General features: G+C 60.9%; 12 protein-coding genes. 9 read left to right on the top strand and 3 right to left on the bottom strand.

Features of this window, described 5'->3' with window-relative positions:
* Positions 1-471 precede the first annotated feature (471 nt).
* Complete coding sequence (locus JGZ97_RS17820) at positions 472-1,497, top strand: hypothetical protein (protein ID WP_207064061.1); 1,026 nt, start codon at positions 472-474, stop codon at positions 1,495-1,497.
* Here JGZ97_RS17820 and JGZ97_RS17815 read toward each other — a convergent pair.
* Positions 1,469-1,606 carry a hypothetical protein gene (locus tag JGZ97_RS17815; RefSeq protein WP_207064060.1) on the bottom strand — a complete coding sequence of 46 codons (138 nt, stop codon included), beginning with the start codon at positions 1,604-1,606 and terminating at the stop codon, positions 1,469-1,471. The genes JGZ97_RS17820 and JGZ97_RS17815 overlap by 29 nt on opposite strands.
* Before the next feature lie 951 nt (positions 1,607-2,557).
* Positions 2,558-3,394, bottom strand: coding sequence for a LysR family transcriptional regulator (locus JGZ97_RS17810; protein ID WP_207064059.1), 837 nt, complete (start codon positions 3,392-3,394; stop codon positions 2,558-2,560).
* Between the two features lie 526 nt (positions 3,395-3,920).
* Here JGZ97_RS17810 and JGZ97_RS17805 point away from each other — a divergent pair.
* From JGZ97_RS17805 to JGZ97_RS17770, 8 genes are all read left to right on the top strand, one after another.
* On the top strand, positions 3,921-4,721 hold the full coding sequence (locus JGZ97_RS17805) for a DUF1338 domain-containing protein (RefSeq protein ID WP_207064058.1): 801 nt from the start codon (positions 3,921-3,923) through the stop codon (positions 4,719-4,721).
* A 203-nt stretch (positions 4,722-4,924) separates the two neighbouring features.
* Positions 4,925-5,329 carry a PaaI family thioesterase gene (locus JGZ97_RS17800; RefSeq protein WP_207064057.1) on the top strand — a complete coding sequence of 135 codons (405 nt, stop codon included), beginning with the start codon at positions 4,925-4,927 and terminating at the stop codon, positions 5,327-5,329.
* Between the two features lie 26 nt (positions 5,330-5,355).
* Positions 5,356-6,966: a hypothetical protein gene (locus JGZ97_RS17795; RefSeq protein ID WP_207064056.1), complete on the top strand. Its 1,611-nt coding sequence runs from the start codon at positions 5,356-5,358 to the stop codon at positions 6,964-6,966.
* 62 nt (positions 6,967-7,028) lie between these two features.
* Complete coding sequence (locus JGZ97_RS17790) at positions 7,029-7,739, top strand: 3-oxoacid CoA-transferase subunit A (RefSeq protein WP_207064055.1); 711 nt, start codon at positions 7,029-7,031, stop codon at positions 7,737-7,739.
* Positions 7,736-8,404 carry a 3-oxoacid CoA-transferase subunit B gene (locus JGZ97_RS17785; RefSeq protein WP_207064054.1) on the top strand — a complete coding sequence of 223 codons (669 nt, stop codon included), beginning with the start codon at positions 7,736-7,738 and terminating at the stop codon, positions 8,402-8,404. The genes JGZ97_RS17790 and JGZ97_RS17785 overlap by 4 nt, the downstream gene beginning before the upstream one ends.
* A gap of 42 nt (positions 8,405-8,446) precedes the next feature.
* Positions 8,447-9,772, top strand: a complete 1,326-nt coding sequence (locus JGZ97_RS17780) for an aspartate aminotransferase family protein (RefSeq protein ID WP_207064053.1) — start codon at positions 8,447-8,449, stop codon at positions 9,770-9,772.
* Between the two features lie 13 nt (positions 9,773-9,785).
* Positions 9,786-10,991 carry a 3-oxoadipyl-CoA thiolase gene (gene pcaF / locus JGZ97_RS17775; RefSeq protein WP_207064052.1) on the top strand — a complete coding sequence of 402 codons (1,206 nt, stop codon included), beginning with the start codon at positions 9,786-9,788 and terminating at the stop codon, positions 10,989-10,991.
* A gap of 591 nt (positions 10,992-11,582) precedes the next feature.
* Positions 11,583-12,017, top strand: a complete 435-nt coding sequence (locus JGZ97_RS17770) for a hypothetical protein (RefSeq protein WP_207064051.1) — start codon at positions 11,583-11,585, stop codon at positions 12,015-12,017.
* 260 nt (positions 12,018-12,277) lie between these two features.
* On the opposite strand, the gene JGZ97_RS17765 is transcribed toward JGZ97_RS17770, so the two are convergent.
* Entirely contained in the window at positions 12,278-13,114 is an 837-nt protein-coding gene (locus JGZ97_RS17765; RefSeq protein ID WP_207064050.1) for a LysR family transcriptional regulator, read from the bottom strand.
* Positions 13,115-13,338 lie beyond the last annotated feature (224 nt).

Raw genomic sequence — 13,338 nt, 5'->3', positions numbered from 1 at the left:
GCGAGAAAGACACGGGCGGTGGCCGCGAGTCCGGCTCCGACGCCTGGAAGGCCTACATGCGCCGCACCACCAACACCGTCAACTACGGTGGCGAGCTGCCCCTGGCCCAGGGCATCGTGTTCGAGTAAACACATCGCCCACACCGCAAAACCTGTCGCCCCGCCCCTCCCCCAACCGGGGGCGGGGCGACCGGCCTTGCCGGGCGTCTGCCGTTCTCCCGCCGTCGTTGCACTGCCCGATCACCTGGCATATACGCTCCGGCAATCGCTCCTCCCCAAAGCCACCCCCTCTTCGCCCATCTAAGTGCACTGGAGCTTATTTGAAACTCGCCAGAGACACGGCCTAAGAAATCAAGAATCAATATGATCACTCTTGACGTGCCGGATCTTGATGACGGTCAAGCAGTGAAGTCTACACTCCAGAGTGCGACCCCCATTATTCCCGATCCTGGTCCCAGACCGAGGAGGCCCCATGAACCAAACATGTGGTTGTAGTGGCAAAGGCGGGCAAGACATTAGCGACCCCAAGCAGGCATCCACCACCGATATCAACAGCGCCGCTCCAGTGCAGCTAATTCACCGGATCGGCACCGCTTTTAATCCCGCACCTCCAAGCGTCAAAGCCAAGCATTTCTGGCCTGTCCTGGGGGAAGGGCTGATCACCAGCGCGGCCGCCTTCGACGAGTTCGCCAACCGCTTGGATGCCCCCGTCGAGGGGCTCGACACCAGCCGCCGCCGGCTGGCCAGCCAGTTAGCCAAGTCGGTAAACCGCTGCTCCGAAGCTTGCCGCGATGCCGGCCTGCTGATTCTGGAGCGTGAGGCCCCAAGGCTGCCAGAACTCAACAAGCCCGCCGAAGCGCTGGCCAAGCACATGGGGCGGGTCGCCAAGCACGTCATCAAGCTAAGTTACAGTGGCGAAGGGACCGCGATGTTCGGTGTCTATGCCCAGGCCTTTGGACGAATAGGCGATCAGCTGTCACGCATGCTGGCGACGCTGACGCCGTCCGAGACAACCGGTAAGGTGGCGCCTGCCGCAGCCTTTGCTTACTTCGAAACCGCTCAGTCGCTGCAATTTCTCAGCCGCTATGTCGAAGCCAGTCTCTCCAGCGGGATTCTCGCCGTGGTGACTCTGCCCGGAATCACGGCCTGCGCGGCTCCCTGTCCGATTCAGGGTTGTACCTTCTACTGTACCGACCATTACGAATCGATCATCTCCTGTACCCCGGCCAACTGGCAGCGGATTTTCGGCGCCATCGGTGGCCCGCAAGGGCTGTATCACATCACCTGCCGTTGGAATGTACGCACCCGCAAGCATGTGGTTTGCGCTTGTTACCGCGACCGCTGGGACAGTTTTTGGGCGGTCAATGCCTGCTCCAGCTCTTCCACAGTCGTGTGGACCAGCGCCCGCGCCGAAACCTACAACCACTACACCAGCGCCTGGACCACACCACCGGCGCTCCCGGCTCCCTTCACCCGGGGCGTACCCTTCTGTAGCTGAGTTTTGGCCAGGCCGCCCCGAAGCTGGCTTCAAGCAACGGTGCCAACTGGGCGCTGGCCAGGCACAACTGCGCCAGGGACTCGCTGACCTCGGCGCGGCGGCGGATCAACAGCGAATCGTTATACAGCGCCTTTCTCTGCGACGAGGTCAAGGAAGGAAGCGGCAAGGTGCGCCACCCCTTGACCGCCTAGTCGCCGGACAGACACGGCTGTTGACACCGGTCCGGCAATGCGACATGTGCCGCATGATCAACGGCTTAGGGGTGACTGGCACCGAGATACTGCGCCGCACCACCAACACCGTCAACTACGGTGGCGAGCTGCCCCTGGCCCAGGGCATCGTGTTCGAGTAAACACATCGCCCACACCGCAAAACCTGTCGCCCCGCCCCTCCCCCAACCGGGGGCGGGGCCGGCAACCCGCCCGGTCTTGCCGGGCTTTATCATCGCTACTTCCCTTGCTATTCCCTTACCGCCTGACCGTTGAATCCAAGCGCCCCTAAAAGCGCTCTTACCCACGGCAGCCCGCCCCCATTGCGGGCACTGCCGTCCATTCTGCTCATTTTCGGGCTCGCCAGAATGGGGTCTCACCTTATCCACAAAAAACGCATGGCTTTACCTAGAAACTTTGCTTATTTTGCTTCATGCTCAACAACCTGAGCAGTGCACCTACAAAAATCTGATCGATTCGCCAAATGAAAAAATCAATAAAAAAAACCAGAGAAGCGATACAGCGAGAACAACAGGAGAGCGCAATTAACACCCTCGCGCATATGCACAGTGAAGGTGACGGTGACATGTATTCAACTTTTCATATTCCGGGCTCGTATGATGAGATCAAGCACACGCGGATAAAAGATGCTCTCTGGAAAAATCTAGGTGAAAAAAGTCCGGAGAAGCATAAACACACACCTCACCCAAAATTAATTTCTGCTTTCCAGCTTGCCTTAGCTATCAGCCTAATAAGCTTCTTATTATGCGTACTGTGGGAATCTTAAATCGACTTGGATGTATATTTGAAAAGCCATTCAGCCACAGTCGGTCAGCCCTGGGCCTCCAAACCTACCCCATCCCCTGGCATAGCTCCGCGCAGGTCTGAACCAGGCTGTCGTTGGCCCGGTGGCGCTTGAACGCCAGCCCCACCTTACGCGTGAACGCATACCCGTCGACGGCTTTGAGGACGATATCGTCCCGCGACCGGATCTCTTCCCAGTCCGGGAGGAACGCGGCGCCCACACCGGCGCCCACCAGCGACTGGGCATACTCGACGGTGCGGATATTGGCGCGAACCTGGTAGCTCACGTCCGCCCCATCCAGGGCCGCCACCAGCTCATCCAGGGCGAGGCAGGGCGAGCGCTGAATAAAGGGCAGCGAATCAAAATCACTCAACACCACCTTCTCAGCAAGGCTCAGGGGGTACCCCTTTGGAATCGCCAGCTGGTACTGGTCCGTCCAGATCGCCACAAAACGCTCGTTGCTGGCCACGCTCTCGGAGTCGATGATCCGCAGGTCGCAAGGCTCATCCGGATCCACCAGGGTGAGCTCCAGGTTCGGGACCCTTCGCGTGAGCTCTTTCAGCAGCAGGCTTATGCGCTGGGCGCCGATGGAGCGCATTAATCCCAGCCTCAGGCGGGTGCAGGCCGGCCCCTCGTTGAACAGCCGCAAGATGGCCGTGGCGTTGCCGGTCAGGTCCTTGGACAGGGGGTAGAGTTTTTTCGCCTCGGCGGTGGGGGTGACCCCGCGGGCATGGCGCACGAACAGCCGCGTATCCAAAGTCTGCTCAAGCTGCTGGATGGCGGCCGAGATGGAGGGCTGGGAGATAAAACAGGTGCGCGCGGCAGCGCTGACGCTGCCGGTTTCGAACACCGCTTCAAAATACCTTAGGGAACGCAGATCCAAGAGACGCCTCGCCTGGAGTTGAAAGTGACCGAGCCGCTAAGCCGGCCGCGCCAGAAAAGGAGCGAGATAGAGGATGTTTACTGCTATCGCGGCCACCATCACCACGGTTTCGAAGGTATTCACGCTGCTTCCCTTGTACGGCTTTCGGGTTATCGAAACGATATACAGGCGCCGCTTACAGGAAAACCATGAAATTTCTGGAGGTGCTATAGGTCGTGCGTATAGCCGTAATTCCTAAGCCGCTGTCCTATAGGAGCGACCGCCTGCGCAGCGACGGCGACTCCCTACCCGCCCCCTTCCCGCTCCTTTCCCGCTCCTTTCTCGTTCTCTCCTGCCTTCGGTGCGCGCCAGACCCGACCGAGGCGCTATCCGCAGGCGCGATCAGGCCATCAGGGGCCGGGCATTGCGCATAGCAAAAACATATACCCAGCATAGAAATTCGATATTTTACATATATCAATTTCAAAAATAGGCTCCGGATAACGTCCTAACCCCCAATAAAAACCAGTCGAAAAAGAACCGCCCTATGAATATTTCAGATTTCTTTGATTACCTGTGGAAGGATTACGTGAGCATCACCCCGCAGGCAGAAAAAATTCATAACCTGTTTGGCCAGCACGGCGAAAAGGTGATTAACGACCACGTCGCTTTTCGCACCTTTTCCCACTCGCCCATTGATCTCAACCACCTTGAACCGATCATTCTGAAACTGGGGTACCGGCTCCAGGAGACCTATACATTCACCAAGAAGAAACTGGTCGCCCGAAGTTACAGCCACCCCGAACCGGGCGTGCCCCGAATCTTCCTGAGCGAGCTCCAGCGTCACCTGCTGTCGGACGGCGCCCAGGCGATCCTCCGGGGCGTGGTGAGCCAGGTTCCCGCCGCGGCGGTGAACGGCCCCGAGGTGTTCGCCCGCGGCCTGCTGTGGCAGCCGATCAGCTTTCGTGACTACAAGCAGCTGCTGCAGGAGAGCGAGTACGCCGCCTGGCTGGCCTGCATGGGGCTGCGCGCCAACCATTTCACCGTGAGCCTGAATCATCTGCAGCGCTTTACCGAGATGGAACAGGTCATCGAGCTGCTTGAGCGGAATGACTTTGCAGTCAATCAGGTCGGGGGAGCCATCAAGGGCAAACCGGAGAACCTGCTGGTGCAGTCATCCTCCCTGGCCGATAAAACCGAGGTGTGCTTCGCGTACGGTCACACGGCGCAGGTCCCCTCCTGTTTTTACGAATTCGCCAAGCGCTATCCCAGCGCCGACGGCGCGCTGTTCGAAGGGTTTATCGCCGATAACGCCGATAAGATTTTCGAATCCACCCACGCAGCCTGACCCCGCATACAGGCCCTCGATCCCCCGGCGCGATCCAAGCCTCACCAAGCGCCGGGGGATTCAATAAGCCATAGGCGGCCCCTATACGAACCATCAGAATTAAGTATTTCACAAATACCCATATAAAAATTACGTTAAAGCCCGACCCGATTTAATTAAGACCTTTTAACGCGATGGCCGATTTACAGTGCAGGGGATCCGCTGTGCCCGAAAAAAGTACACCGCCAAATGATTTCAACGATCTGACGGGGTTGAGGGCGCTTGGATTTAAAGACGACAGGTATGTCATCGAACTGGATATTCATTCGACTCACCACAACGTGATGGGCGCGGTGCACGGCGGAGTGATCTGCACCCTGCTCGACGCCGCCATGGCCCGCGCTTTTTTACAGCCCGCCGACGCTCCCCAGAGACAGGGGGCGACCCTCGAGATGAAGGTGAATTTTCTCCGGGGCGTCGTCGACGGCACCCTCACCGCCTACGGGCAACTGATCAACTCGACCCGGCGTACCGCCTTCGTGGAGGGCTGGGTCGAGAACCAGGCAGGGCAGTTGGTCGCCAAGGGCGCCGCCACGCTGATGCTTTTTGAAAACCCTAACCGCAAATAACAACGAGGCCGCTACAGGAATCTCACATGAACGCACCCCAAACCGCCACGCTGATCTCCTCCGACCAGATGGAGGAAGCCAACAAGCCCCACCTGGTGATCCAGCCCGCCGACATCCAGGCGATGATGGACCGTTACCAGTACGCTGAGGATACCCGGCGTATCATCGCCCAGGAGAACCTGCTGCCCATCGGCCTGCTGAGCCGGCTGCACGCCTCCTTCCCGCAGCACTCCGGGCTCAAGGAGACCAAGCCCTTCCTCTTCCACGGTCGCCAGAACTACACCGGCATCAAGGGGTTCCGCCGGGTGCTGGACACTCTGGAAGAGAACGGCATCGATATCGGCCACATCGAGGACCGCGAACTGTTCGTCGAGGTGTACAGCTTCCTCGCCACCCGCCACACCCTCAACAGCATCAACTGGGACGACTTCGAGAACGACTCCGTGTTCCAGCTCTGCCTGGCCCAGCCCGGCATGATCAACAAGGACACCGTCGAGAAGTACAAGGCCGCCACCTCGGCCGAGGCGCGCGCCGACATCGCCTCCGTCTACATGGAGCAGACCAACCCCCACGACGGCAACCAGCAGCTCAACAAACCCTGGTTCGTCAACGACGCGGGCGAGGTGGAGTTCCTGGACGGCAGCCAGCACAAGTACCCCCAGTGCCAATTGGTCTTCGACAAGACCACCCAGAGCTGTTTCTCCTTCTGCACCTACTGCTTCCGTCACGCCCAGGTGCGCGGCGACGAGGACATGTTCCTGCAGAAGGACGTGGAGCAGCTGCACCGCTACCTGAAGCAGCACAAGGAGGTCACCGACTTGCTGATCACCGGCGGTGACGGCGGCTACATGCCGGTCAACCGAATGGCCGAGTACGTGATGCCGATCATCGAGGATCCCGAGCTGCTGCACGTCAAGAACATCCGCCTGGCCAGCCGCTCGCTGACCTTCCAGCCAGAGATGATCCTCTCCAGCAAGTACGACAAGATGCTGGAGCTGTTCAAGACCCTGCGCGACAACGGCGTCCAGCTGGCCTGGATGGCGCACTTCTCCACCCCCCGCGAGCTGCTGAACCCGAGCACCCTGGCCGCCATCCGCCGCCTGCAGAACGCCGGCGTCAACGTGCGCAGCCAGAGCCCGATCATGAACCACATCAGCCTGTTCACCCATGAAGACGGTTCTGTCGATGTGGAGAAGTCGGCCCAGAACTGGATCGACCTGGCCGAGCTGCTGGGCATGATGTGCATCGGTTTCCACTCCATGTACGCCGCCCGCCCCACCGGCGAGCACCACTACTACACCGCGCCCCTGGCGGACATCCAGCGGATCTTCAACCGCATCTACCGTTCGCTCTCCTCCATCAACCGCCCCTCGCGTCACCTGTCGATGACCATCTCGGCCGGCAAGCTGGCGATCCTGGGTTACTCCTACGTCAACGGTGAAAAGTGCTTCGCGCTGCAGTTCACCGAGGCCCGCAACATGGAGTGGATGGACCGGGTGTTCATGGCCAAGTGGGACGAGGCGGAGAACAAGATCAACCTGCTGGAGCCGATCGAAGGCGAGAAGTTCTTCTTCGAGGACGAACTGCAGGAGATCGAAACCGCGCTGGCCGAGGCCCTGCAGAAACGCCTCAACTAATCCACCGCCCACACCTCCCGGGCGGACCCGGGAGGTGCAGCCCAATCGACAGGGACATCCCGATGATCAACAAACACTATGGTTCGGTCGCCAGCGCAGTGGCCGACATCCATGACGGCGCCACCGTGATGATCGGCGGCTTCGGTGAGGCGGGCAGCCCCATCGAGCTGATCCACGCGCTCATCGACCATGGCGCGAAAAACCTCACCGTGGTCAACAACAACACCGGCAGCGGGCACGTGGGTCTTGCGGCGCTGATCGAGAACAAGCAGGTCGGCAAGATGATCTGCTCCTTTCCCCGCACCGCCAACTCCACGGTGTTTCCGGACCTCTACCGGGCCGGCGAAATCGAACTCGAGCTGGTGCCCCAGGGCACCCTGGCCGAGCGGATCCGGGCGGGCGGCGCCGGCATTCCGGCCTTTTACACCGCCACCTCCGTCGGCACCCCGCTGGCCGAGGGCAAGGAGGTGCGCACCTTCGACGGACGCGATTACATCATGGAGCGGGGCCTCAAGGCGGACTTCGCCCTGATCAAGTGCCAGCAGGCGGACCGCCACGGCAACCTGATCTACAACAAGACCGCCCGCAACTTCGCCCCGATCATGGCGATGGCGGCCACCACCACCATCGTCCAGGCCGGCGCCTACGTCGAGGCCGGCGAGATCGATCCCGAGGCGGTGGTCACCCCCGGCATCTTCGTCGACCGCATCGTCACCGTGGCCGCACCGGCCCAGGAATCCCTGCTCGTCGCCGCAGGAAGGAGCTACCCATGAGCACAGAGAGCGTCACCGGCTGGAACCGGGAAGCGATGGCCAAGCGGGCGGCCCTGGATATCCCCAACGGCGCCTACGTCAACCTGGGGATCGGCATTCCCGAGAAGGTCGCCCAGTACGTACCCGAGGGGCGGGAGGTGATCTACCACACCGAGAACGGCCTGCTCGGCATGGGTGTCGCCCCGGAACCCGGCCAGGAGGATCCCGAGCTGATCAACGCCGGTAAAAAGCCGGTCACCACCATCCCGGGCGCGGCCTTCTTTCACCACGCCGACAGCTTCGCCATGATCCGCGGCCAGCACATCGACATCTGCGTACTGGGCGCCATGCAAGTGGCCGAAAACGGGGATCTGGCCAACTGGTCCACCGGCGCCCCCGACGCCATTCCCGCCGTGGGCGGGGCCATGGATCTGGTGGCCGGGGTCAAGACCATTTACGTCATCACCCAGCACTGCACCAAGGACGGCGAGCCAAAGCTGGTCAGCCAGTGCAGCTACCCCTTGACCGGACAGGGGGTGGTCAGCCGCATCTACACCGACCTGGCGGTGATCGACGTCACCGCCGCCGGCTTCGAGGTGATCGAACTCGCCCCCGGCATCAGTTTCGATTACGTCCAGGCGCGCACCGGCACCAGACTGATCGCCGGCAAGCAGCTGGCGGCCTGAGGGCAGCGCCGCTTTCGATTCTCTTATGCAACGAGTAACCCCATGACACAGCAGAAACTTTTCAAAAGCGCCCGACTCTACCAGCGGGCCCTAAACGTGATGCCCGGTGGCTGCAGCCGCAACACCGTGCTGCGCAAGCCCCACCCCCTCTACGCCGAACGGGGAGAAGGCTGCTACGTGACCGACATCGAAGGCACCCGCCGCATCGACTTCGCCAACAACATGGCCTCCCTGATTCACGGCCACGCCCACCCCGAGGTGGTTGCCAGGGTGACCGAGCAGGTTCAAAAGGGCACCGCCTTTACCCTGGCCACCGAGCAGGAGATCGAATACGCCGAGCACCTCTGCAGCCGCAACCCCGGTTTCGACAAGATCCGCTTCGTCAACTCCGGCACCGAGGCGGTGATGAGCTGCCTCAAAGCGGCCCGCGCCTTCACCGGCCGTCCCAAAATCGCCAAGGTGGAAGGGGCCTACCACGGCCTGTATGACTACGCCGAGGTGAGCCAGACCGCCAAACCCAGCAACTGGGGCGATATCGACCGGCCCGCCAGCGTACCGGTCGCCCACGGCACCCCCGCGACAGCCCTCAACGACGTGGTGGTAATCCCGTTCAACGACCCCGAGCGCGCCATCGCGATTCTGGACCAGCACGCGGACGAACTCGCCTGCGTGCTGGTTGACCTGCTGCCCCACCGGGTCGGCCTGATACCTGCCACCAACGCCTTCGTCCAGGCCCTGCGCAAGTGGACCCGCGACAACGGCGCCCTGCTGGTGTGCGACGAGGTGATCACCTTCCGCTCCACCTACGGCGGCGCCCAGGAGTGGTATGACGTCTGCCCGGACCTGACCGCGATGGGCAAGATGATCGGCGGCGGCTACCCGGTCGGCGCCCTGGCCGGCCGGCGCGACGTGATGGACGTGATGGATCCGCTGGCGGACAAGGTGCTTTTCCCCCACTCCGGCACCTTCTCCGCCAACCCGATCACCATGACCGCGGGCCTGGCTTCCATGCAGCTCTTTACCGAGCAGGCGGTGGAGCAGCTCAATCAACTGTCCGACTATGCCCGGGACGTGATTGCCGAGGCGATCCGGGTCGCCGACGTGCCGGCCTGCGTCACCGGCGACGGCTCCATTTTCCGGGTGCACATGAAACCCCAGGCGCCGTCCACCTACCGCGAGACCTTCCCCACCGAGCAGGAGAGCGGGCATACCAAAGTGCTGCTGGACCACCTGTTCGATAACGGCATCATGATGATCAACACCTGCTCGGGCACCCTCTCCACCGCCATGACCCGCCACGAGATCGACGTGCTCGGCGAGGTGATGCTGTCCGGATTCCGCAAGATCAAGCAGCACCGGGCCGCCTAGGAGGAGAGAGGCAATGAACGAAGTCTTTATCTGTGACGCGATCCGCACCCCCATCGGGCGCTATGGCGGCGGCCTGGCCCCGGTGCGGGCCGACGACCTGGGGGCGATTCCTCTGAAGGCGTTGATGGAACGCAACCCCCGGGTGGACTGGACCAAAGTGGACGACGTGATCCTGGGTTGCGCCAACCAGTCCGGCGAGGACAACCGCAACGTCGCCCGCATGAGCACCCTGCTCGCGGGCCTGCCCCAGGAGGTTTCCGGGGTCACGGTCAACCGCCTCTGCGGGTCGGGGCTGAACGCCGTGGGGGACGCGGCCCGGGCCATCAAGACCGGCGAAGCCGAGCTGGTGATCGCCGGCGGCGTGGAGAGCATGTCCCGTGCCCCGTTCGTGATGGGCAAGGCCGAAACCGCCTACGGTCGCGCCCAGGAGCTGTTCGACACCACCATGGGCTGGCGCTTTATCAATAAGAAGCTGGACGCCGAGTACGGCACCGAGGTGATGCCCAAAACAGCCGAAAACCTGGCTCAGGAACACCGCATCAGCCGCGAGGATCAGGACAGGTTCGCCCTGGCGAGCCAGATCAAGGCGGCGGCCGCCCAGGAAGACGGGCGGCTGGCAGACGAGATCGTGCCGGTGGTCATTCCCCAGCGCAAGGGGGATCCACTTGTGATCGACCGGGACGAGCACCCGCGTGCCACCACCCTGGAAAAGCTCGGCCAGCTCCGCCCCCTGTTCGAGCAGGGCACGGTCACCGCCGGTAACGCCTCGGGCATCAACGACGGCGCGGCCGCGCTGCTGCTGGCCTCACGTCAGGGCCTGGCCGACCATGGCCTCACGCCCCGGGCGAAGGTGCTGGGGATGGCCACTGTCGGGGTTCCCCCGCGCACCATGGGCATCGGCCCCGCGCCGGCCACCCAAAAGCTGCTGCAGCAACTCGGCCTCACCCTGGACGATATGGATCTGCTGGAGTTCAACGAAGCCTTCGCCGCCCAGGCGCTGGCCTGCACCCGGGCCCTGGGCCTCACGGACGACGATCCCCGGATCAACCCCCAGGGGGGCGCCATCGCCCTGGGCCATCCCCTGGGGATGAGCGGCGCGCGGCTGGTCACCACCGCCGTCAACCAGCTGGAACGCACCGGCGGCAGGCGCGCCCTGTGCACCATGTGCGTGGGCGTGGGTCAGGGCATCGCCCTGGTGATCGAACGGGTCACGGCTTAACCGCCGGCAGAACTGACCGATACAGGCGCGGGGGTCGGGGCAATCCGGCTCCCGCGTTTTTGATTAAACGACTACTTTTATTCTGCGCTTGAAACGACGGGCTGGGTTGATCAGCCGGATCTGACGCATGCCCAGATTGGATTGAAGAAGATTCCGGTCCCGAAACCAATCTGGACGGTTAAAAGCTGCCGATTAACCGTCTGCTTCTGGCCCCATTCCGGACACTAGAAAGGGATGGGGTAGGCGGCAGCTAGCAACACAAAGGAGACGTTGGGACTTCAGTGATAAAGCAGCGCTAACGGGATGGAGTCGCGTAGCGGCGGAGTTCCGAGCCCAACGCAGTTGGGCTGAGCGTTGACGGCCTTGTTAAATTCATCTGTGGATGACTGTAAATTTTTCTGTGTAAGTGGCGGTTGATCAATCTGATATTCGATCGCCGAACAGGATCATGAATTGGCTCATCGCCTGCTTCCAGTCCCGCATCGGCATGGTCCACTTCTTGGCGATCTGGTGGAAGGCCAGATAGAGAAGGGTTTACAAACAGTTGGAATTCATGAAAATAGACCCTTTTAAATGAAAGGATAATTAGAAATGGATTTCATGAAGATAGCTTCTCGCTTGTTCAGCCTATTACTAGTAACTATCGTACTTACAGGTTGCCTTTCATCCACACCATCTGATGGTGATGTTAAAGCAGCTATTGAGATAAGCCTTTCCGAATCGGGAAGCGATTTCATGTCAATTTCGAACTTTAAAAAAACGAACGGCATGGAAGTATCAGATAACGTCTATAACGCAGATGTTTCCTACACCTTAACGTTCACCAAAAGTGCCGACCAAGTGCAACAAGATTTAGCATCAGGCCTTCGTAACGCAACTCCAATGGAGCGCATGGCTGCTGGCATGACGTTAGCGGCCCTTAAAATGTCAATGGGAGGGGACTGGAAGACAGGTGATACCCGTCAAGTTAGCAATAGCTATAAACTGAACAAAACAGAGCAAGGGTGGAGGGTTGCTGAAGGGTAACCTGTTCCATCCATAGGGAGAGGCTGTATTAGCTTCTCCTCACAGGCTGCTTTGGGGCGCTTCCCGCCATTCAGGTATAGCGCTTAAGGCGTCCGCTTTGTTCGCAAAGCCGCCCCTACACCCAACCCGCTTTTGAACATAACGGCTCGTAGCAGTCCCCTCCTGTCGACCGGGATTTGCACGAAACAACGGTCGGGCCACGGCCGCCAGAACGGATGACGCCAACCCGATGACCCCAACGGCCGATTCAACGCCGACAGTTAGCTCAGCTCCGGCTTGATGCCATCGATCGCCGACAGCAGCCCCGGCGGCAGGTCGCTGTCCTGGGTGTGAGCAAGCCCCACCACCCGCTCCAGCGGCGGTCCGTTAAATTCGCGAATCACCAGGTCGTCGCGGCCATCGGTGGAGTGACGGGGCACCACGGACACCCCCAGCCCCGCGGCCACCAGGTCAAGGGCATACTCCTCGGTCCGCACCGTGGCCTTGACGTTGAGGTTGATCCCCTTCTTCTGCAGGGCATACTGCCAGGCGTCGGTAATATCGCAGGGCTTGCGGCTGATAAAGGGCAGGTTGTTCAGTTGCTCCAGCGCCACGAACTCCTGCTGCGCCAGCGGGTGCCCTTCGGGCATGGCGAAGACGTAACGGTCCACCCAGAGTTTGTGAAAGGCTTCGTTGGGCTCCAGGATGGTGCTGGAGATAATCCGGGCGTCCGCCTGCTGGGCCGTATCCACCAGCGTCAGGTCCAGCCCGGGGACCTCCTGAATCAGTGCCTTGATGATCAGACTCACGCGCTTGCGTGACAGGAACGGCATCAGCCCCAGAGTCAGCGGCAGGTGCTCGGGCCGCTCCTGGAACTGGGCCTTGATCGACTGAATATCACTCAATACCCGGCACGCGTCCGGATACAGCAAGGTGCCTTCCGGCGTCGGGGTGACCCCCTTGGAGTGTCGCACGAACAGCGGGCACTCCAACTCCGATTCCAGCTGCTGGATCGCCGCGGAAATCGACGGCTGTGCGACAAAACAACGCTTGGATGCCGCGCTGAGACTGAGTTCTTCATAGACGGCGACAAAATAGCGCAGAGATCGAAAATCCATAACCCGCAACCCTAGCTTGGTTAATTTTCACGAAGGAATTTTTGACGCGCCGATTTTAGTTGAAGCTATACCAAAAGCACAACGCCATAGGCTGCATCGATAGCCCCCTCAGATATTCTCTGCTTTTTGCACCGCCCCCGCCCTCGTTACCATGGCCTCAAGTTGCTATTCATTCGCATTACCAAGGGCTTTACGATGAAAATGACCTTTCTTGAAAACCTCGG

This window comes from Motiliproteus sp. SC1-56 (assembly GCF_017309075.1).
Classification (GTDB): Bacteria; Pseudomonadota; Gammaproteobacteria; order Pseudomonadales; family Balneatricaceae; genus Motiliproteus.
The sequence above is the reverse complement of the archived record's forward strand: the minus strand, read 5'-3'. Positions and strand labels throughout refer to the sequence as shown.

Coding starts and splice junctions, on each gene's coding strand:
- JGZ97_RS17820 (WP_207064061.1), top strand. CDS start 472: ATGAACCAAACATGTGGTTGTAGTGGCAAAGGCGGGCAAGACATTAGC.
- JGZ97_RS17805 (WP_207064058.1), top strand. CDS start 3,921: ATGAATATTTCAGATTTCTTTGATTACCTGTGGAAGGATTACGTGAGC.
- JGZ97_RS17795 (WP_207064056.1), top strand. CDS start 5,356: ATGAACGCACCCCAAACCGCCACGCTGATCTCCTCCGACCAGATGGAG.
- JGZ97_RS17790 (WP_207064055.1), top strand. CDS start 7,029: ATGATCAACAAACACTATGGTTCGGTCGCCAGCGCAGTGGCCGACATC.
- JGZ97_RS17785 (WP_207064054.1), top strand. CDS start 7,736: ATGAGCACAGAGAGCGTCACCGGCTGGAACCGGGAAGCGATGGCCAAG.
- JGZ97_RS17780 (WP_207064053.1), top strand. CDS start 8,447: ATGACACAGCAGAAACTTTTCAAAAGCGCCCGACTCTACCAGCGGGCC.
- pcaF (WP_207064052.1), top strand. CDS start 9,786: ATGAACGAAGTCTTTATCTGTGACGCGATCCGCACCCCCATCGGGCGC.
- JGZ97_RS17770 (WP_207064051.1), top strand. CDS start 11,583: ATGGATTTCATGAAGATAGCTTCTCGCTTGTTCAGCCTATTACTAGTA.
- JGZ97_RS17765 (WP_207064050.1), bottom strand. CDS start 13,114: ATGGATTTTCGATCTCTGCGCTATTTTGTCGCCGTCTATGAAGAACTC.